Source organism: Streptomyces sp. NPDC047880 (assembly GCF_040706515.1).
Classification (GTDB): Bacteria; Actinomycetota; Actinomycetes; order Streptomycetales; family Streptomycetaceae; genus Streptomyces.
Map to the genome: position 1 here is coordinate 1 of NZ_JBEZOK010000032.1, position 20,331 is coordinate 20,331.

The window sequence follows — 20,331 nt, forward strand, 5'->3', positions numbered from 1 at the left end:
CGCTTCGCTCCTTGCGCGAAGCCCCGGGGGGCTCCTCCGGACGCCCGCCCCCCGGGGACCGGGGGGCGGGCTGAACTCCGTTGTGGCTGAGGCGACGCGAGCGCGCCGTCGTCGGCCGCCGGCACCGCCGTGGTGACGGCCAGGGGCTGAGGTTCGAGACGGGGGAGCGGAGCAGCTGCACGTCGAGGAGAAGGTGACCGGCCCACCGGGGCGGGGGAGCGGCGTCCTGGGCGGTTTACGTGGCGGGCCGTCCGCCGTCTGCGGGTCCGTCGTGGTGCTGAGAAGCGGCTGGCAAGGAGGGGGGTCGGCCCGGCCCGGAGGGTACGCGCGGCACCGCGAAGAATCCGAGAAAAACCCTGGTCAGACCCCCTTTTCGGCTTCCGTTTCCGGCTCAATACTGGTAATGTTGTCCTTGTTGGAAGGGGATGGCACCCCGACCGACACCACCACTCGAAACCCCGCACCACGGAGGCAGAGGACATGACCACCGCGACGCGCGCCCCCCAGACGTTCACCTGCACCTGCGAGCTCCGCCCGGAGCCTCACCAGCTGCCGGTGCAGCGCATCGTCGTCACGCCCGCCGCCGTCGTCGACCCGGACGGCATCCGCGACGCCCTGATGAACGTCTGGTACGACGCCACGCTGTTCTTCGGCCCGGACGTCGTGATGGTCGTCGCGTACGAGGAGGGCGAGGAGACCGGCGCGGCGGAAGTTGCCCGCGAGTGGGCGGCCGCCCAGGGGTTCGCCGCCGAGCCGTACGACGGCGAGTTCGTCGCCGTGCGCATCGCCCCCGAGGGAGCGCCCCGGATTCCCGGCGAGGACCGGCCGATCTACCGCTACGCCGCATAGGCGGACCGGAGGGGAGGCGGAAAACCCCAGGTGAGACCCGGTTTTCCGCTTCCGTTTCCGGCTCAACTCTGGTAATGTTGTCCTTGTTGGGAGGGGGTGGCACCCCGACCAACACACCTCGAAACCCGCACCACCGGAGGAACACCGTGGCCCGTACTGACCACCACCGCCGCTACCGCACCGCCCGCGCGGGCAACCCCGCCCGCCTGCTGGGCATGGACGACCGCGCCGCCGCCCGGAAGGGCATCCTCGCCACGGCCGCGCGGGACGAGGACGGCCACCCGCAGCTCACCGCCCGCGCCGTCGCCCGGGGGCAGGCACAGGACACCCCCGGCAAGCGCAAGGCGTACCAGAAGGCCGCGCACCGCCGCGACCGGGCCGCCGTCCGCGCGGCCCTGGCCACGGCCCCGTTCCGCCGCGACCCCGCCAGCCGCCAGGCCCTCCGCCTGGAGCGCGCCCTTACCCCCGTCACCCGCCGCCGCGTGGACTGGGACATCAGCTGACCTGTCCCCCCCCGCCGGGGCGGCGGATGGCACCGCCGCCCCGGCCCCCTCGAAACCCCACCAGCGAGAGAGGCCCCGAGCATGACCACCAGCACCGTTCCCACGTTCGCCGTTTACGGCCGCATCGTCGACACCACGCCGCTCTACCACGTGGTGTGCGACCACTGCCCGCAGTGGCTGGGCCCCGTCACCGACGACTTTGAACAGCACGTGTGGGACGTCCGGCAGCACGCGGCGCAGCACCCCGCGCCGTCGGCAGGCGCCCGCTGGATTCCCGGCAGCACCGCGCCCCGCCGCGCCACGCGCGGTGAGGAGGTCGGGCGGGTGCCGGTCTACCGCGTGATCTGCGACGAGTGCCCCCGGTACATGGGCCGGGGTGGCACCGACCGCGAAAAGCTCGCCCAGTACATCGCGCTGCACGTCGCCGTGCACGAGGGGCACTACCGGGTGGTCACGGAAGGGACCATCGAGGCAGTGCGCGCCCATCAGGCAGCCGTCGAGGCCGACCCCGGGCACTGGACTCACTTCTGACCGGCGACCGGGGCGGCGACGGTCCGCCGCCCCGGCCCGCCGGTCGGGGCGGGACGCGACGGCCCGCAGTGGCTCCGACGCCGGCCGCGCCGGTCGCCCGCCCTCCCGGAAGCGGGGCGCCGACCGGCAGCCGGCCCCGCACCCAGTGCGCCCGCATCGGGGGGGCGCGTGGGGGTGGCGGCCCGGCCCGGAAAGCCCCTGGTAGAACCCGCTTCCCACTTCCGTTTCCGGCCTCATGCTGGTAATGTTGTCTTTGTTGGGAGGGGGTGGCACCCCGACCGACACCGCCACTCGAAACCCACACCGAACCCACGGAGGAACCGTGACCACCCAGACCGACCCGCAGGTCATCGCCGTCACGCTTGAGGACGAGGACGGTACCTACACCCTCACCGGGACCGTCATCGAGCTGAAGCGGCACCAGGAGCCCGGACTCTTCGGCATGGAGCTGATCGGCCTGTACGCCCAGCTCAAGATCGCCGTCGAGGGCGAGGAGGCCGAGACGCAGTTCCTCTCTCGCCTGGTCGACGAAACCCACTGGATCATCGACAGCCGATTCAAGGCCAACGGCTTCCCCGTCTGGTCCCACGGCTTCGGCGCGCGATACCTGCGCTGCCACACCATCAACGCCGAGCTGAGCGACGGGCTGGACAATCTCGCCCGCGAGCGCGGACTGGCCGCCGCCATCGGGCGCGACGTCCCGCTCACCCTCGCCGACGCGTAACCGCGCAGCGACACCCACCCCGGGGCGGCGGATGGCACCGCCGCCCCGGCCCCCTCGAAACCCGGCACCAGGAGGACACATGCAGACCGCCCGCGCGTACGGCAGGGCCCTTGCCGAGCACCACAGCCGCACCCACGCCAGCACCGCCCGCACGGCAACCGGCCGGATCTACTACTACGACCATCTGACCGCCTACGGAGCCCCGTTCTGCACCCCGGTCTACACGGTGGACGCCGTCCTGCCGGTCTGCGACGAGGCCGGATGCAACTGCTCCCGCGCCGCCGCGCTCCAGGCCGTGGCCAACCGTCAGCGCCCGTGGCAGGCCCGGCCCGACGCCGACCGCATCACCCACGAGCGCACCCACGTCAACGTCATCTTCGAGGGCCCGAACGGCCCGCCGAGCGAGCACCGGAACTGACCGCCGCGTCGCGCGGCCGCGCCGACAGGCCCCGGGCCCCGGCGCGGCCGCGCGCCACGGCGGTCAGCGAGGCCGCAGCCGACGGCACACCCGTCGGTGGCCGGCACCGCACGCCGCCGGATTCCCGGACCGCCACCCCGGCGGTCCGCACGACACGAGAAGAGAGCCATGACCGAACTGATCACCCTGCCCCTCACCGGCCTTGAAGTCCCGCACACCCGCTACCACTTGGACGACTTCGAGCAGATGACCACGCGCAACGGCATCGCATTCCGGGCGACCGTCAACGAAGGCGACTACTGCCTCGGGGTCATCGAGAACGGCGGCAACGGCGGCGGCACCTGGTTCTTCCAGCACACCGCCAAGGACCGGCAGGCGATGGAGGAATTCACCGACGCCTGCCGCCTGAACGGGCGGCCCATCAGCGCCGAGCGGGTCTACGAACTCCTCGTCGACCAGCACGACCTGGCCCAGGAGGCCGCGCGGTGCAAGCGGCAGCGCACCAGCCTGCTGCGCGGACTCGACGGAGGGGAGTGGCACGGGTTGACCGTCGTCGCCAAGGTCCCGTCCGTCTGGCTCGCCCGGGGCGACTACCCGTACATGGGCCACCTCGCCCGCGACCTCGCCCAGCACCGGCCCGCACCCGAGGTCTGGCAGGTCTGGGACGGCGAGCAGTGGAAGAACCTCACGCTCCCCGCCGCCACCGGAGACGCCGCGTGAGCGCCCCGGCGGAGCGGCCGCGCGGGTGGGTCGGCCGCGAGTCGTACGCCTACACCAGCCAGCGCGGCGCGTGCGGCGCCGCGGGCGGCACCGCCGTCAGGCTGCTGACGATCACCTACGCCGAGCGTCGCACCCAGCGGCTGCGCCTGTGCAACCTGCACGCCGAGGGCGTGCACAAGGACCTCGCGGACCCCCTGTTCGCCCACCTCCAGTGCACCGGAGTGACCGAGACCCCGATCTGCACGACCTCGGACTGAGTACGGACACCGACGGGCCAGGCGGGAAAACGCCAGCTCAAAGGCACCTTCACACTTGGAGACCAGGGGGAAAAGTGGTAATGTTGTCCTTGTTGGGAGGGGGTGGCACCCCGACCAGCACCACCACTCGAAACCCGACCCGGAAGGCGGCCCGATGGCTGCGTACGTAGACCTCGAAGACCCCTGCACCGAATGCGGGGCGGACGAGGGGGAGCCCTGCGACCCCGAGTGCGAGAACTACGACGAGGAGCTTCACGGCGGATACACCCGCGAGATCGAAGCCCCCTCGCCGTTCGAGGAGCCCGTCCCGCCCGGCTGGTAGAACCCAGCCCCCCGGGGGGGCGGCGGATGGCACCGCCGCCCCCCGGACTCACTCGAAACCCGCGTCCCAGACGAGAGGAACACCATCTTGACCACGACCGACGCCACCACGGCAGCCGAGCGCTACGAGATCGGCGACCGCGCCGCAAACGGCCGCTACCCCGTCGCCGTCGACGGGAAGCCGACCGGCCACATCTACCGATGGCACGGCGGTTGGTACGCCGTCGCCCCGGGCCAGCCGGAGGAGACCCGACACGACGACCGGCACGCCGCCGCCGCGCACCTGGTCGACCTGGTCGACTCCGGCACCGTCGAGCCGGGAGCCGCACCGGCCGCGCCCCCGGCCGCCGAGGCGGGCATCGTCCCGTGGCTCTCCCCGAAGCTGAAGCCCACCCGGCGCAACATCATCAGCGCCGCCATCGCGTTCGGACGCCTCGCCGAACTGGCCTGGAAGCCGGAGGACGAGGACGGCAACCCCACCGGATACCCGGGGTCCGACAACCCGTGGGACCTCACCTGTGAACTAGACGGCAAGACGGTCGTCCGCTGGTGGAGCCACCTGCGGGGGCGCAACGGCGACAACACCCCGCGGCCCGAGTACCGGCACGAGGGCTGTATCCCCTTCGAGGAGCAGGCCGGGAAGGTCGCCGCGCTCGTCGGGGAGCCCGTCACCGCCTGCCCCTGCCAGCAGGTCACCCACCCGACCACCGCCGACGCCGCCGACGACCTGCTCAAGCGGGCCGAGCGGGCCCGCCGCGCCGACGACGCCGAGGCCCTGCGCCAGCTGCTCACGCAGCTGCTCGGGCCGTGCCCCGCCAGCAGCGCCCGCGGCCAGGCGATGAAGGAGCTCAAGGAGCGCGGCCAGCGCTCCAAGGGCTGACGGCCCGACCAGCCCCGGGGCGGCGGCGAACGCCGCCGCCCCTCCCGTCCCCGAGGAAGGAGCGCGATGCCGCGCGTCACCCGGGCGCACACCGTCGCCCACCACCTGGTCCAAGGCGGCCTGACCGACCTGAAGCTCAGCGAAGCCGCCCAGAAGAGGGACCGCCCCGGCCTCTACCACGAAGACGGGTTCTCCGTCCGCAGCTACCACGCGCCGGACGGCACCCTGCTCACCGTGGCCGGCGCCTACGGCCCGGACTGGTTCATGACCCTCGCCCAGATCCGCCACCGGCTGGAACAGCCGTACATCCGGTACACCGTCACCGACGACGCCCCCGAGCTCCGCGACCATGAGCTGCTGGTCCGCTGGGCCACCCGCGAGGAACTCCGCGCCCGCCAACAGGCCGCCGCGGCGCGCCAGGCGCCGCTCGTCGCCCTGCTCCGCCGCCAGGAGGCCGAGCGGGCCGCCGAGGACGCCGGGCAGTCCACGCTGTTCTGACCGCGCCGACCGGCGCCCGCAGGGCCCCGCCGGCCCCCCTCCCGGGGCGGCGGGGCCCTGCCGCCACCCCGGGAACCGCGCTGAAAACCCCTGCCCAAAGGCGCCCTCACGCTTGAAGATCAGGGCTAAAACTGGTAATGTTTTCCCTGTTGGAAGGGGGTGGCACCCCGACCAACACACCTCGAAACCCGACCGTGGAGGACCACGTCTCAATGACCGCAACACCCGCCAAGGGCACGATCACCATCACCCACACCCGCGCCGACGGCACCCTCGTGGAGGGCAGCACCAAGGGCGACGGCGTGTACGAACTGATCCGCCCCTGCGGCTTCCGCTACTTCCGCTCCCTCGGGATGCTGGGCATCCAGCAGTCCCGCGACAAGGCCGCCAAGCGCTGGAAGATCGACGCCGCCGCCCAGGCCCTGCGCCAGGCCGGATGGACCGTCGAAATCAAGATCGACGAGGACACCCGCCGCACCTTCGCCGAAGCCGAAGAGGAGCGCTACGAGCGGGCCGAGAGCCGCACCGAGCGGTTCGGCACGTACGCCGACAACGCGGCGGGCCGGTCCGAGGCCGCACGGGAGCGCGGCCGCCAGATCGCCGACGGCATCCCCTTCGGCCAGCCCATCCTCGTCGGACACCACAGCGAGGCCCGCGCCCGCCGCGACCAGGAGCGCATCGACAGCGCCCTGCGCACGTACGTCGAGGAGGGCAAGCGCGCCGGGTACTGGGCGGCCCGCGAGAAGGCCGCCGCCGCGTACAAGCAGTTCCGCACCAACCCGGGCCGCACCCTGCGCCGCATCGAGAAGCTGGAGGCCGACGCCCGGCGCGTCGAGAAGTGGCTGGCCGGACAGTCCGCCGGAGGCTACCGCCGCTCCGACACCGACGAGCTCCACCGCAGGAAGGCCGAGATCGCGGAGGAACTCGCCCACTGGCGCGAGGTCATCGCCGAGGCCGAGCGCCGCGGGTTCAAGGTGTGGGGCCCCGACGACTTCCAGAAGGGCGACTTCGTCAACTGCGGCGGCACCTGGTACCAGGTGCAGCGGGTGAACAAGAAGACGCTCACGATCCCGCACATCCACGGTGGCGTGGGCGTCCCCGTCGTACGGAAGGACCCCGCGGACAAGACCCGCCGCGGCTACACCATCCCCTACGACAGCGTGAAGGGGTGGGCCTCCGCCGAGGACATCGCCCGGCTGGAGGCCACCGAGCCGGAGCCCGAGGCCGAGCGCACCGTGTGCCCCCACTGCGTGAGGGTCGCAAACGGACAGAAGCGCTTCAGCGAAGCGCGCGGCATGTGCACCGTGTGTGGCCACGCCAAGCCGCAGAACTTCAAGGCCGGGCCCGCGCCTGCCCCGGAGGCCGACGGCCACCAGGAGCAGGCCGAGCAGGTGCCGCCGGTCGAGGAGCCGGCACCGGCGGCCGAGACGTGCCCCATGTGCCACTCGCCCCAATGGCACCCGGTAGCGCGCCGCTGCGCCAACTGCCACCACGCCCCCGGGGGGCCGACCCCGGCGCCGGCCCCCGCCGCAGGGGAGAGCTGGCAGGAGGGCCTGGCCCTGGTGTTCATCGTCTCGAAGAACACCCGCCGCACCCGCAAGCGCGCCCTGTGGGCGATGACCCGCCGCGAAGCGCAGGCCGTGTGCGGAGACCCCCGCACCTCTGGCCGCTCGTACATGCTCACCTGGACCGAGCGGCCCGGCACCGAAGGCACCGACTGGGAATGGGTCCCGGACAACGGGAGTCTCGACCCGGTCCTTGAGGACCTGGGCATCACCCCGCGCCGCGAGTGGACCACCGCCGCGAAGACCGCGGCCGCCGTCGGGCACTAGCGGTCAGCCGGGGGTCCGGCCGCCGACCCGGCGGCCGGACCCCCGGCACCCCGCGCAGGACCGGACCCCTAACCTCTTGGGAATCAGGCTCTGATCTGGTATTGTTTTCCTTGTTGGGAGGGGGTGGCACCCCGACCGGCACCACCACTCGAAACCCGCACCGAACCCACGGAGGAACCCCGCGTGCACCCCTCGCAGCCCCGTCCCGGCATCGCTCAGTACATCGCCGATGTCGTGATCAACCTGGTGCGCTTCCTCGGCCCCGACCCGGCCGCCATCGTCCACCCCGCGCCCGCCCGGCAGGCCCGCCGGGACTGACCCGACCACCCCGGGGGCGGCGGATGGCACCGCCGCCCCCCGGGCCCGCTCGAAACCCGACCCATCCGAGGAGAACCCGTGTCCCACTTCCCGCTGATCTCCGCCGTGCACGCCGCACTGCGGGCCGTCGCGACCGACACCACCCCCGCCACGCTCGACCAGCTCGACAAGGCCCTGGCGGACCTGCCGCTGACCGAGGTCACCGACGGCGCAGAGCAGTCCGTCCGCCTCGCCCTGGAGATGATCGGCCACGCCCGCGACCACGAGCTGTTCCGCGCCGTGCAGGAGATGCAGGAGCAGGTCACCGCCATGCTCAGCCAGGGGCCCCGCACCCCCGTGCACAGCCACCCCGCCATGCGGGCCGTCGTCCAGGCGCTCAGCCTCTGCTACGCCGGCGGCAAGGACTGGGACAGCGACAGCGCGTACTACCGGGCATGGGACCGCGCCATGCACGCCGGGACCTACATGGTCCGCGCCGTGTCCGGCTTCCTGTACGCGGAGGCCGAGTTCACCCCGCGGAAGGTGACGCAGCGGGCGGAAGAGTTCTCCGCCGCCGCCCGCCGCGCCATCGCCTACCACGCCCGCGACCTGGCCCGCACCGCACTGGTCATGACCGCGTACGACTACGGCCTGTTCGTCATCGGCACCCGCACCTCCGGCCGCGAGCCCCACACGTGGACCCGCCGCATCGGATCGGACACCTTCCAGTTCGAGGTCACCCCGCCCGACCTGCACCGCGCCGCCCCGGCCGGTCGGCTGATCGTCACCAGCTACAAGACCGGCCAGCGCGTGCACGACCTGGCCCTGTCGACGGACCCGAAGCGCGGCAACGCCGTCGCGGACGCCCTGTTCCTCATCTGACCCAGCACCCCGGCCGGGCGGCGGATGGCACCGCCGCCCGGCCCTCCCGCTCGAAACCCCGCACCAGACGGAAGGACCCCATGACCACCCCGTACACCGTCAACGACGCCAAGCTGAACGACGCGCTCGACGACGCCCACGAGCGCATCCAGCGCGCCGAGGACCGGCTGGCCCGCGTCGCGTGCGCACACGTCGCCGCCGCCGTCCGCGACGTCCTCACCGACCACGAGCCGGCCGCGCCGTTCGACGCCACGCACCTCCGCCTGACCGGACGTCTCGGCACCGACGTGCTGAGCACCGACGGCACGTACTGGACCGCCACCGGCGAGGAGCGGCGCATCCCCGTCGGCGAACTGTTCGACGGTCTGCTCGGGTGGGTCAACCAGCTCAACTACGGCAACCGCCACATCTGGCGGCCCCTGTGCGAGACCGAGGGCACCGTCGTTGGCGCCATCGGGGCACCGGTCGGCTACCGGCTCGACCTGGCCCAGGCCGCGCAGCTCCCCGACGAGGTCCACACCTCCGCCCGGGTGCGCGAGATCCGCGACCGCCTGGCCGCCGCGACCTACCGGCCGTGGAGCGTCGAAGAGTTCACCTGGAACCGCAACGGCGCCACCGTCGACAAGGACGACCCGGACGCCGTGCACACCGACTTCGTGGTCAGCGACTCCTCCGGGGCCAAGGTCGCCGAGGTCTCGGTCAGCTACGACGGCCCCGAGGACACCGACACGCCCGCCGAGGACGTCGCCGAGACCCGCGCCAACGCCGAGCTCATCACCCGGGCGCCGGAGGACCTGCTCTACCTCCTGGCCTACCTCGACCACCTCGCCGGTGCCGCGGACGCCGAGGAGCTCCACCTGCGCGGCTACTGCGGACACTGCGGGACCGCGCTCTACACCTCCACCGCGTCCGAGACACCGACCGCCCTGGACGGCTCCAACCAGTGCAAGAGCGGCCGACTCCCCACCGGCCGCACCCTCTCGATCCCGCACGTCCTGCGCACCTGACCCGCCCGGGGGCGGCGGATGGCACCGCCGCCCCCGGCCCCCTCGAACCCGACCACCAGGAGGACCGCCGTGACCGGCATCCGCTACTCGCCCGACAGCGTCCTGGTCCCGACCACCCCCGGCGCCCTGCTGGAGTGGGCCGCGATCCACATCACCCGCGTCGGCATCTACCAGAGCCGCTACAGCCTCTTCAGCGGCCCCGGCCGCCTCGCCCACCGCCGGTGCTCCGTCGGCGGAGCGCTCGACGTCGCCGCCGGCCGCGACCGCATGGCCGCCGACCGCCCGTACGACCTGGAGGCGATCAGCGCCGCCCTCGACGACGCGTACCGCATCCTCGCCGAACACCTCGAAGGCGGCCCCGTTCCCATCCCGCCCGGCTGCGATCCGACGGCGCACCACAAAACGGTCGTCCACCTGTGGACCCTCGCGCCCGGCCGCACCGCCCAGCAGGCGGCCGCCGCACTCCGCGCGGCCGCCGCGGCCGCCGAGGCCGCCGACCGACTGTTCTGACCTCCGGAGCTCCGGGCGCAACCGCCCGAAGCCACACCTCCCGGGGGGCGGCGGATGGCACCGCCGCCCCCGGCCCCGCTCGAAACCCGACCGACCAGGAAGAGACCCGTGCACACCAGCACCCCGCCCCCCGACGAGGAGGAGACCGGCACCGCTGCCCAGGACCTCCCCGCCCCGCCGCCCGCAGTCGCCCGCCCCGTCGTGGTGATCCCGTGCAGCGCCACCAAGAGGCCGGTCCCAGACGGCCGGAAGATCCCCGCCGAGGAGCTGTATCAGGGCCTGTACTTCACCAAGTGCCTCACGGCCGCCCGCGCCATCCCTGGCGGAAGGGTCCTGATCCTCAGTGGCCGGTTCGGGCTGATCGCCCCGCACACCCGCATCACCACGTACGAGCAGCGGCTGAACCCGCGCGACGTCGACCACGCCAAGCACCGCGCCCAGGTCGACGCCATGGGCCGGGCCGTACGCCACGCGCCCGAGGTGATCGCACTCGCCGGCAAGGACTACGCCGACGCGGTCGCCGCCGTCTGGCCGCACGCGGTGCGGCCCCTCGCGGGCGCCGGCATCGGCGTCCAGCTCCAGCGGCTGACCCGCATCGCCGAAGCCGCCGACCCCCGGGCCGCCGCCCTGGCCTACGCCACCGCGGCGGCCGCCCGCTGACACGGCGGCCGCGCCGACCGGCCACGGTCGGACCGCTGGCCGCGCCCACCGTCGCCCGGCACGCCGCCGGGCGACGGCCGCCCCGTCTCCGCGCCGCCCGGCGCGCACGCATCGCTCACCCGCGGCCCCGTGCCGCCCCACCGAAAGGAGACCTTCCCTGTCCACCCCCGTGTTCCTGCCGCTCGAAGTCGTCAAGCCTCAGCCGTTCGGCGGCCGCGCCATGGACGAGGCCATTCAGGAGCTGCTCGCCGAGATCCGCGAGCTCTACCTGGCCGACGGCATCCCTTGGGTCGTCGGCTATTCCGGCGGCAAGGACTCCACCATCACGGCTCAGCTGGTGTGGATGGCCCTGGCCGGCCTGCCGATCGAGCAGCGCACCAAGCCGGTGCACGTCATCTCCACGGACACCCTGGTCGAGAATCCCGTGGTCGCCGCGTGGGCGAACCGGTCCCTGGAGGCCATGCGCACCGCGGCGGCCGCCCAGCAGTTGCCCATCGAGGCCCACCGCCTCACCCCGGCACTCGAAGACACCTTCTGGGTCAACCTCATCGGGCGCGGCTACGCCGCACCTCGGCCCAAGTTCAGGTGGTGCACCGAGCGGCTCAAGATCCGGCCCTCGAACAAGTTCATCCTGGACGTGGCCAACAAGTACGGACAGGTGATCCTCGTCCTCGGCATCCGCAAGGCGGAGTCCACCACCCGGCGCCGGACGATGGAACGGCACGAGAAGGGCCGCGTCCGCGACCGGCTCAGCCCGCACGGCAGCCTGCCCGGATCACTCGTCTACTCGCCGGTCGAGGCGTGGACCACCGACGAGGTATGGATGGCCCTGATGCAGTACCCCAACCCCTGGGGCCACTCCAACAAGGACCTGCTGGCGATGTACCGCGGTGCCTCCGAGGACAGCGAGTGCCCCCTGGTCGTCGACACCTCCACCCCCAGCTGCGGCGACAGCCGAATGGGCTGCTGGACCTGCACGATGGTCGAGCAGGACAAGAGCCTGAAGGCGATGGTCACCAACGACGAGGAACTGGACTGGATGCGGCCCCTGCTGGCCCTGCGCGACGCCCTCGACATCGAGGACGACCGCCATCTGCGGGACTTCCGCCGCATGAACGGCACCCTCATGATCCACCGGGACCGTCTGGTCCACGGCCCCTACACCCAGGCCGCCCGCGAGGACTGGCTGCGCCGCCTGCTGGAGGCACAGACGAAGATCCGGGCTCGCGGCCCGGAGTACGTCCGCGACATCACCCTGATCACGCTCGACGAGCTGCACCTGATCCGCCGGATCTGGGTGTTCAAGAAGCACGAGGTCGAGGACAACCTCCCCACCATCTACGAGGAGGCCACGGGCGAGGCGTTCCCCGGCCGCCCCCTGGACGAGACGATCGCCTTCAATGCGGCCCAGGCGATGATCGACACCTTGCGCGAGGTCTGCGGCGACGACGAGGAGGAGTTCCTCCGCGTCCGGGCCCTGCTGGAGGTCGAGCGGATCTACAACTCCTCCACCCGCCGCGCCGGCCTGTACGACGCCCTGGAGAAGGTCCTCATGAAGCACGGCTTTGAGGACGAGGAGGACGCTCTCGCCTTCGCCCGCTTCCGCCGCGGCGAGCCCGCGAAGGAGCAGGGGGCGCTGTTCTGACCACCCGGCGCGGCCGCCGCCAGCACCTCGGCGGCGGCCGCGCCGGCACCGATCCCGGCCCCGCACTTCCCACGCCCGGTCCAAGTGCGGTATTTTTTTCAATGTTGGCTAGGGTGGCACCTGGCCGGCACCACCTGCTGCACCACTCGAAACCCCTACCAAGGAGCACCACCCCCATGATCCCCAATGGCGTCACCCCTGCCGACGACCAGATCGCCGCCGACATCTTCGGCGTCAGCGTCGGCTACTGGCAGGACACCAAGCACTGGCAGAAGATCCGCGGTCTGAAGCTGCTCAACCGCACGGGCAGCCGCCGGCGGCTCTACTCCAAGGAGCAGCTGCTCGCCGCGCGAGCGGAGGAGGAGCGCGCCAAGGCGGTCAACGAACAGCCAAGGTACGACCTTCCCCCGGTGCCGGCCGACGAGCACCCCGACGACCTGCTCGACCTGGAGGAGGCGCTCTACGCCCTGCCGGAGGAGCGGCGCGTCGCGCTGAGCACCTGGAAGACGTACAAGTACGGCGACAAGACCCGTCTGCCGGCGCCGGACTTCAACCTCGGCGGCCAGGAGGTGGACGGCGAGATCGTCGGCGGTGAGGACTTCTGGCGCCGGCAGACCATCCTCGACTGGGACGCCAACCGTCCCGGCCGAGGGAGCCAGCCCGGCCGCGGCCGGAAGCCCGGCAGCAAGAACAGGGCCCCGCGGCAGCCAACCCCGCAGGCCGAGGAGCGCCGGCAGCGCGCCCGGGTCCTTCTCGACGAGCAGCCGACCGCCGTCACGGCGAAGGTGCTCGCCGAGGACCTCGGGGTCCACCCGGTGCACGCGGAGCGGCTGCTTCGCGCGGCCCGGCTGGAAAAGGTCAGCGACCTCCTGAAGGAGCGAGAGGACCTGACCGTCGAGGAGGTCCAGCGCGAGACCGGCCTGACCGTCGTAGCGCACGCCCGCAAGCTGCTCGACGAGGCCCGCGCGACCACCGCCGCGTAGTGCCCCCCGCTCGTCGGGTCCTGGCAGGATGACCTTCGCCAGAACCGGACGAGTGGGGGAGCGCGAAGGTGGCCAGGGGCGGCATCGAGCGAGCACTGGAGTACGTCGCCGAGCGCAGCGTGCTGGTGCCGCACGGATGCCGATACTGGGTCAGAAGCCTGACGACGGACGGCTACGCGAAGGCCGTCGTGACCGAGGCCGGCCGCGAACGCACGGTGCGGGTGCACCGGTGGCTGATGGAGCTGCTGCACGGCCCGCTCCCACCGCGCACGATCACCGCGCACAGCTGCAACGAGTCCCTGTGCGTCGAGCTCGACCACCTGTCGAACGCCACCCAACGCACGAACATGCGGCAGATGGCGGACCAGGGCCGCGCGGCCGGCCGAGCGCACCTCGGCTACGCCGACACCCGCGGCTCCCTGGGCCGCGCGCAGGCCATCCAGGCGGCACTCCGCGACGGGCTGGACCTGGACGCGCTCGCCGCCGCGATGCTCGCGGGCGAGGCACGCCCGCTCGTCCGCCAGGCCCTGGCGAACGGATACGACGCGGAGGCGTACCTGGCCGCCGTGCGCGCGTCCGATCCGAGCTCCGCGCTCGTACCGCTCTTTCCGACGGAGGCGGCCGAGGAGGCCCCCGCCGCACCGGAGGACGGACAGATGTCGTTGTTCTGAGGGCGCCGACGTCGAAGGCCCCGCCCGGGGATGGGTGACCATCCCCGGGCGGGGCCTTCGACGTTGAACGAGGACCTCAGCCAGCCGATCCTGGCGGAAGGGTTGCCCCCTCGGCGTTCTCCGGCGACCCGTCCTGAGCCGGGAGCGACACCGGCCCGCCGGGCGGAGGGAAGTTGTACGCGGCGGCCGCCGGCTGCGGAGCAGCCGCAGCATCCGGCGTCGACGCCTCCGACTCGCTGCCGACCGGCTCCCCAGCTGCTTCCGACGGCGCCGCACCGGCGGGCTCATCGGCGCCCTGCTCGGCGAGGGCAGCCACCGCCTGGTCGAAGTTGCGCTTCGCCGTACGGACCTGACCCACCGAGATGCCGAGACGCTCCGCCACCTGCTGGGCGGGAATCTCGGTGTCCAGCATCTCGACCACGAGCGCGTCGAACCTCTGACGCTTCTCCACCAGCTGCGCGTTGCGCTCCTCGCGGAGCTTGGCCACGCGCCGCTCGGTCTCCTCGTCGAAGTCGTCGATCTCCTCTTGCAGCAAGATCGCCTCTCCCGCGATGCGGAGACGCTCCTCCTCCTGCTTGACGAACCGGGCCGCCTTCTCCCGCGCCGCCTCCCGGGCCTGCACCGCCCGGGAGCCCCGCCGCTGCTTCTGCGTCATGCGCTGCTGCACCTCCGTGTCGTGGGACTGCCGGGGCACATTCTGCCGCCCAGCGGACCGCGGTCGGACGCCGCCCACGCGGCGCCACCGCACATGACGGCACGGCTGGCCGCCTCCCGGCGGTGCACCGCCAGCCGCATCGGCACGATCGGTCCGTCCGCGCTGGGCCGCCCGACGCGGTGCGCGTCAGCCGCACCGCGGCACCGCCGTTCGCGCGCTGCCCCTCGCTCTGCCCCGGCGCGGGGGTGGCCGCACCGCCACGGCATGTGCCGCGGGTGCGGGGTGCGCGGGCGGGGTGCGCCGCCGGCCGCATCGGCACGATCCGTTCGTCCGCGCCGGGCCGCCCGACGCGGTGCACGTCAGCCGCACCGCGGCACCGCACGTGACATGCGGGCGCCGGAGTGCGGCACCCGCCCCGAGGGGCCGGGTTGCGAGGGGGCGCTCTCGCGCCGCCCCCTCGCGCTCCCCCGGCGCGGGGGCGGCCGCACCGCCACGGCATGTGCCGCGGGTGCGGGGCGCGCGGGCGGGGTGCACCGCCGACCGCATCGGCACCGCACGTGGAGTCCTGGCGGAAGGGTGCACCGCAGGTGCACGGCCGCCGCACGGCCACGGCCGGTGCCGTGGCCGTGCGGTGCACCGACCGACCGCACGCGACCGCCCGGCGGCAGTGCACGTGCGACGCACCGCCGCGATCCTCAGCACGGGTGACGCGCTGCGGACCGTGACGCCACGTCGTCCCGGCTCACCATGTGACGCGTCCACAGGTGACGTCGCAGGTGCGCCTTTCCACAGCCATGTCCGGAGGACCTGGCTATGGAAAGCCGCCAGACTATGTCTGTGACCGTCCTGCTCTCTCAGCCCGTTGCCGTCCAACCATCATCGTGATCGTCGCAAGCTCCTCCACGATTCGGTTGTACGCGCAACGCGCTTCAAGATCATTACGGTCACAGCTCAGGCATTATGAATGTACCAGGGTTTGTATCACGCCCAAAGTGGGGCGGCTAAAGGTAAGATCCAGCGCATGATGACCGTCCACCTCCTCAGCGCAGGGGACGGGTATACGTACTACGTACGCGAGACTGCCAGCGCCGACCAGGCCCGGGAACGCGGCCAGGAACTGGGCGACTACTACACCGCTAGCGGCAACCCACCCGGCGTCTGGATGGGTTCGGGCATCGAGCTTCTCGGTGTGTCAGGCATCGTCAGCGAAGCTCAGATGAAGGCGCTTTACGGCGAGGGCCTGCACCCGGATGCGGAACGCATCATCGCCGAGCGCATCGCCGCCGGGGACAGCACCAAGCGGGCGATGCGGGCCGCTCGACTGGGCCGCAAGTACATGCAGTTCGTGCAGAAGGACACGCCGTTCGGGCGGATGCTGCACGAGGAGATCGAGCGCTTCGTGCGGATGGAGAAGCGCGAGCCGAACGCGACGGAGCGGGCTGAGATCCGGGGCCGCGTCGGTGCCGTGCAGTTCCGCACCGAACACGGTCGCAGCCCCGAGTCCAAGGAGGAGCTGGGCCGCTTCATCAAGGAGCAGGAGAGCGGCAAGCAGCGCAATGCAGTCGCCGGATTCGACTTGGTGTTCCGTGCCCCGAAGTCGGTATCCGTGCTGTGGGCACTGGGCGATGAGAACGTGCGCAGAGCCGTCGAGAAGGCTCACGTGCAGGCGATCGAGGAGACCGTGCAGTGGCTGGAGAAGAAGGCCACGATGACCCGCACCGGAGTCAACGGCATCGCCCAGGAGGACGTTGCCGGCGGCCTGATCGCCACCCGCTTCCGGCACTACGACAGCCGCACCGGCGACCCCCTTCTGCACGACCACGTCGTGGTGTCGAACAAGGTGCAGGGCCGTGACGGCAAGTGGCGGACACTGGACAGCAGGCTCCTCTTCGCGCAGAACGTGCCCGCCAGCGAGCACTACAACCTGCGAGTCATGGAGATCGTCTGTGAAGACCTCGGGCTGCGTGCAGAGGCCCGAGAAGTCACCCCGGGCAAGCGCCCGGTCATGGAGATCGCCGGGGTCGGAACGGACCTCATCGAGGCCAACTCAAGCCGCTCGCAGAGCATCAAGGAGCGCACCGCCGAGCTGGTGACGGAGTACCGGGAACGGCACGGCTACGACCCGTCGAGTAAGACCCTCACGGCGTTGATGCAGCAGGCAACGCTGGAGACGCGACCCGACAAGAAGGAGGCCCGGCCGCTCGCCGAACTGCGCCAGGTATGGCGGGAGGCGGCCGTCGAAGCCTTCGGTTCCGACCGCGTGGACAACCTCCTCCGCGCTGCCCGGGTGGCGGCGCAGAGCACTCATCCAGACCCTGCGGCCGTGCCGCACCTGGACGTCCACAAGGCCGCCCGAGAGGTCATTGAGACGGTCTCGGAGCACCGCAGTGTGTGGGGCCGGCGGCAGGTCTTCGCCGAGGCCCAGCGGTGGGTCATGGCGGCCACACTCGGCGCCGCACCGAGCGGTGACCTGGCCGAGCAGATCACCGATCGTGCGCTCGCGGCCGAGGTAATCGGCATCACTCCGCCGGACCTCAACCCCTACTTCCCGGGGGTCGCCCGAGCGGACGGAACGAGCATCTACCGCCGCCGGGAGACCGAGCTCTACACCTCCGTCGGCGTCCTCGCAGCCGAGGACCGGATCGTCTCCGCCGCGCGCACCCAGGTGATTCCGGCGGTTTCCCCGGAGGTCTACCAGGCCGTCGAAGACGCATACCAGCAGGCCAATCCGACCCGTCGTCTGGACGCGGGCCAGCGCGAGCTCGCCCGCACCTTCGCGTGCAGCGAGAAGCTCGTAGCGGCGGGCATCGGCCCGGCCGGTGCGGGCAAGACGACCGCCATGCGGGTAGCCGCCGACGCCGTCCGCGCAAGCGGCGGCCGCGTCATCGGTCTGGGCCCCTCCGCCCGCGCCGCCACCGAGCTTTCCGCCGGCCTGGAGGCCCCGGCCTTCTCGCTGCATGACTGGCTCGGAGCCCGCGAACGGCTGCACCAGGGCAAGCGCGTGGCCCCCGAGTACCAGCTGTCCGCCGGCGATGTCATCGTGATCGACGAGGCGGGCATGGCGGGGAGCAAGCGCATCGCCGCCGTCGTGGCGGAGGCCCAGGAGGCCGGTGCACTGGTCCGTCTGATCGGTGACCCCTTCCAGCTCGCCGCCGTGGAATCCGGCGGCGCCCTGCGGCTGCTCGCCAACACCGTCGACGTCGTCGAGCTGGAGAACCTGCACCGGTTCCGCGCACCCGGAGAAGCAGCCGCTACCCTCGCCCTGCGCAGCGGCGAACCCGAGGATGCGTGGACCTGGTACCTGAACAACAACCGCGTCGTCGCCGGTACGCGCGAGCAGATGCTGCACGCCATCTTCACTGACTGGCAGGCCGACATCGAGCAGGGCCACACGGCACTGATGATGGCGGACGACAACGCCAGCGTCACCGAGCTCAACACCCTCGCGCAGGCATACCGGATGGCCCGCGGACAGCTCGATGCCACCCAGAGCGTCGACCTCGGCGACGGCCTCCAGGCCCACCGCGGCGACCTCATCGTCACCCGCAAGAACGACCGCCGGAACGCGGTCATGGGCGGCCGCGACTTCGTCAAGAACGGCGACCAGTGGGCGATCGAGGCCGTCCGGGACAACGGCGACCTGGTCGTACGGCACACCGACCACGGCGGCCGCACCGTGCTGAAGGCCGAGTACGTCGGGACCTTCGTCGAACTCGGCTACGCAGCCACCGGCCACCGGGGCCAGGGCGCCACCGTGGACACCGGAAGCGGTTTGGTCACCCGCCGCACCAGCCGCGAGTCCGCCTACGTGCAGGTGACCCGAGGCCGCCTGAAGAACCGCATCTACGTCGTCCTTGACGAAGGCCAGACGATGCGGGACGTGCTCGACACGATCGCCTCCACCCAGAGGGCATCGGTCTCCGCAACCGAGGCCATCCGGGCCGAGCAAGACCGGGTGTACGGCATCCCCCAGCTGGCTTCCGAGTACAACGACGTGCACGCCCGTGCTCTGTCGCTGCGCTACCAGAACATGGCCCGTTCCGTCCTGGGGTCGAGCGCCGAGGCCATCATCGCCGAGGAGGCATGGCCCGCGGTCGAGCGTGCCCTGCGTGACGCCGAGCGCGCCGGCTTCGCCCCCGAGCGCATCCTCTTCAGCGCTTTCCACGAACGGGACTTCACCGACGCCGAGGACAACGCCGCGGTGTTGAGCTGGCGGATCGACAACCACGTCGACGACGCCCGCAGCGTTCTCCAGCGCCTGGAAGAACAGGGCACGACCCGGCCCCTGATCGACCTGACGGATGACCAGCTTGGCCGTCTGTCCCAGCGAGCCGAGGAGCGGCGCAAGCAGGCCCTAGACGCGCTGCACCGGGCCGACGCCCGGGTGGCCAGCCAGCCCCGGCCGGTGGTCGTGGACGGTCTCCCCGTGCCGGCCTGGCCGGGGCGGGAGTACGGAGACCTCACCCGGCTCCAGCTCTCGCAGGCCATCGCGGAGGCCCGCCGCGACGCCCGCCTCGCCAGCCTCTCCGTCGTGCAGGCCCGCCGCGACGGTCGGAGCGAGGACGCCGAGGCACACCGTGAGGAGGCCCGCGCGGTGGCCGCTCGCCTGCACGGCCTGAAGACCGAGCAGGCCACCCGCAAGGCCATGGACTGGGTCGACCGCGCCCGCGAGGAGTGGCAGCGCGAGCCGGGGGCCGGCCGTGCCCACACCGCGGGCATGGACGGCGAGACGGTCGCCGCGGAGATGCGCACCAACCTCCACGCGCAGGATGAGGCCCGGGTGCGGCTGGCCCGCGCCGAGTTGGTCGACCAGCGGGTGCGGGCCGAGCAGCGGCTTCGCAGGCTCCTGCCCGACACGGCCGAGGCCACCCCGGTCCACACCGGACCGCTGCCCGAGTGGCTGCTGCCGCGCGAGGCGGAGCGTGACCAGTACACCCCCACCCCGTGGGTCGAACACCTGGACGCGCGCCGTCGGATCATCGACGACCGCCTTGCCCAGACCGGGGCCGCTCTGGCGGCCAACCCGCCGGAGTGGGCACGCAGCCTCGGGCCGGTGCCGCCCGAGGGAACCGAGCTGCGCGACACCTGGGAGCGCACGGCCGCACTCGCCGACGCCTGGCGGGCCCGGCGCCACGTGCGGGCGGATGAACCCGGTCTCGGCAACCAGCCGGTGGGGGAGCGGGACGCGGCGGCCTGGCAGGCATTGCACGAGCAGGTTGCCGAGGTCGGGCGCCGGGCACGAGCCACCGAGGCCGCCGCCCGCCGTGGCGAGGCCCTTGGAGCGGTGGCCCGTGAAGAGGTGCACCCGACCGAGGCTGAACGCGAGTTCGCGCCGTCCGGTGAGACCGTCACCGACGTCCTTGTGGATGAGCCGTCCGTGGAGGAGGACATCGAGGCCGTGGTGGAGGAGCCGGAGCCCGAGCTGGTCCGTGACGACGAGCGGGCGCGCGACGAGGACCTGGCCGTCGAGGAGGCCGCGGAGGTCGTG

At 72.3% G+C, this 20,331-nt stretch carries 21 protein-coding genes; 20 read left to right on the forward strand and 1 reads right to left on the reverse strand.

The window, feature by feature from the left end; all coding sequences use genetic code 11:
• Positions 1 to 480: 480 nt before the first annotated feature.
• The 19 genes from AB0937_RS33825 to AB0937_RS33915 all read left to right on the forward strand — a co-directional run bounded on the left by AB0937_RS33825 (position 481) and on the right by AB0937_RS33915 (position 14,188).
• A complete protein-coding gene (locus tag AB0937_RS33825) occupies positions 481 to 849 on the forward strand; it encodes a hypothetical protein (RefSeq protein ID WP_164347820.1) in 369 nt (122 codons plus the stop codon).
• A gap of 146 nt (positions 850 to 995) precedes the next feature.
• On the forward strand, positions 996 to 1,352 hold the full coding sequence (locus AB0937_RS33830) for a hypothetical protein (protein ID WP_164346658.1): 357 nt from the start codon (positions 996 to 998) through the stop codon (positions 1,350 to 1,352).
• An 81-nt stretch (positions 1,353 to 1,433) separates the two neighbouring features.
• Positions 1,434 to 1,883 (forward strand): hypothetical protein, encoded by a 450-nt coding sequence (locus AB0937_RS33835; RefSeq protein ID WP_366717296.1) that lies wholly within the window; start codon positions 1,434 to 1,436, stop codon positions 1,881 to 1,883.
• Positions 1,884 to 2,205: 322 nt separating this feature from the next.
• Positions 2,206 to 2,607: a hypothetical protein gene (locus AB0937_RS33840; RefSeq protein WP_330269896.1), complete on the forward strand. Its 402-nt coding sequence runs from the start codon at positions 2,206 to 2,208 to the stop codon at positions 2,605 to 2,607.
• 79 nt (positions 2,608 to 2,686) lie between these two features.
• Entirely contained in the window at positions 2,687 to 3,025 is a 339-nt protein-coding gene (locus AB0937_RS33845; RefSeq protein ID WP_366717298.1) for a hypothetical protein, read from the forward strand.
• A 168-nt stretch (positions 3,026 to 3,193) separates the two neighbouring features.
• Positions 3,194 to 3,745, forward strand: a complete 552-nt coding sequence (locus AB0937_RS33850) for a hypothetical protein (RefSeq protein WP_366717300.1) — start codon at positions 3,194 to 3,196, stop codon at positions 3,743 to 3,745.
• Positions 3,742 to 4,002, forward strand: coding sequence for a hypothetical protein (locus AB0937_RS33855; protein ID WP_366717302.1), 261 nt, complete (start codon positions 3,742 to 3,744; stop codon positions 4,000 to 4,002). Before AB0937_RS33850 ends, AB0937_RS33855 begins: the two co-directional genes overlap by 4 nt.
• A gap of 154 nt (positions 4,003 to 4,156) precedes the next feature.
• Positions 4,157 to 4,324 (forward strand): hypothetical protein, encoded by a 168-nt coding sequence (locus AB0937_RS33860; RefSeq protein WP_164345719.1) that lies wholly within the window; start codon positions 4,157 to 4,159, stop codon positions 4,322 to 4,324.
• A gap of 87 nt (positions 4,325 to 4,411) precedes the next feature.
• On the forward strand, positions 4,412 to 5,203 hold the full coding sequence (locus AB0937_RS33865; RefSeq protein ID WP_164345721.1) for a hypothetical protein: 792 nt from the start codon (positions 4,412 to 4,414) through the stop codon (positions 5,201 to 5,203).
• A 66-nt stretch (positions 5,204 to 5,269) separates the two neighbouring features.
• On the forward strand, positions 5,270 to 5,701 hold the full coding sequence (locus tag AB0937_RS33870; RefSeq protein WP_366717304.1) for a hypothetical protein: 432 nt from the start codon (positions 5,270 to 5,272) through the stop codon (positions 5,699 to 5,701).
• 212 nt (positions 5,702 to 5,913) lie between these two features.
• Positions 5,914 to 7,533 carry a DUF3560 domain-containing protein gene (locus tag AB0937_RS33875; RefSeq protein ID WP_366717306.1) on the forward strand — a complete coding sequence of 540 codons (1,620 nt, stop codon included), beginning with the start codon at positions 5,914 to 5,916 and terminating at the stop codon, positions 7,531 to 7,533.
• Positions 7,534 to 7,716: 183 nt separating this feature from the next.
• The gene (locus tag AB0937_RS33880) at positions 7,717 to 7,851 is read left to right on the forward strand and encodes a hypothetical protein (protein WP_330269890.1); all 135 of its coding nucleotides are present in this window, start codon (positions 7,717 to 7,719) and stop codon (positions 7,849 to 7,851) included.
• Positions 7,852 to 7,929: 78 nt separating this feature from the next.
• Positions 7,930 to 8,712 carry a hypothetical protein gene (locus AB0937_RS33885; protein ID WP_366717308.1) on the forward strand — a complete coding sequence of 261 codons (783 nt, stop codon included), beginning with the start codon at positions 7,930 to 7,932 and terminating at the stop codon, positions 8,710 to 8,712.
• 80 nt (positions 8,713 to 8,792) lie between these two features.
• Positions 8,793 to 9,719 (forward strand): hypothetical protein, encoded by a 927-nt coding sequence (locus AB0937_RS33890; RefSeq protein WP_366717309.1) that lies wholly within the window; start codon positions 8,793 to 8,795, stop codon positions 9,717 to 9,719.
• A 69-nt stretch (positions 9,720 to 9,788) separates the two neighbouring features.
• Positions 9,789 to 10,229: a DUF6197 family protein gene (locus AB0937_RS33895; protein WP_366717311.1), complete on the forward strand. Its 441-nt coding sequence runs from the start codon at positions 9,789 to 9,791 to the stop codon at positions 10,227 to 10,229.
• 108 nt (positions 10,230 to 10,337) lie between these two features.
• Positions 10,338 to 10,889: a DUF6884 domain-containing protein gene (locus AB0937_RS33900; RefSeq protein WP_366717313.1), complete on the forward strand. Its 552-nt coding sequence runs from the start codon at positions 10,338 to 10,340 to the stop codon at positions 10,887 to 10,889.
• A gap of 220 nt (positions 10,890 to 11,109) precedes the next feature.
• Positions 11,110 to 12,534, forward strand: a complete 1,425-nt coding sequence (gene dndC, locus AB0937_RS33905; protein WP_164345661.1) for a DNA phosphorothioation system sulfurtransferase DndC — start codon at positions 11,110 to 11,112, stop codon at positions 12,532 to 12,534.
• 176 nt (positions 12,535 to 12,710) lie between these two features.
• Positions 12,711 to 13,517 (forward strand): hypothetical protein, encoded by an 807-nt coding sequence (locus AB0937_RS33910; protein ID WP_366717315.1) that lies wholly within the window; start codon positions 12,711 to 12,713, stop codon positions 13,515 to 13,517.
• A gap of 68 nt (positions 13,518 to 13,585) precedes the next feature.
• Entirely contained in the window at positions 13,586 to 14,188 is a 603-nt protein-coding gene (locus AB0937_RS33915; protein ID WP_330269884.1) for an HNH endonuclease, read from the forward strand.
• A gap of 76 nt (positions 14,189 to 14,264) precedes the next feature.
• Here AB0937_RS33915 and AB0937_RS33920 read toward each other — a convergent pair whose 3' ends face one another.
• Complete coding sequence (locus AB0937_RS33920) at positions 14,265 to 14,843, reverse strand: hypothetical protein (protein WP_366717317.1); 579 nt, start codon at positions 14,841 to 14,843, stop codon at positions 14,265 to 14,267.
• A 1,021-nt stretch (positions 14,844 to 15,864) separates the two neighbouring features.
• Between AB0937_RS33920 and mobF the strand changes: the two genes are divergently transcribed.
• On the forward strand, positions 15,865 to 20,331 hold a 4,467-nt coding region (mobF, locus tag AB0937_RS33925; protein WP_366717319.1), incomplete at its 3' end, for a MobF family relaxase.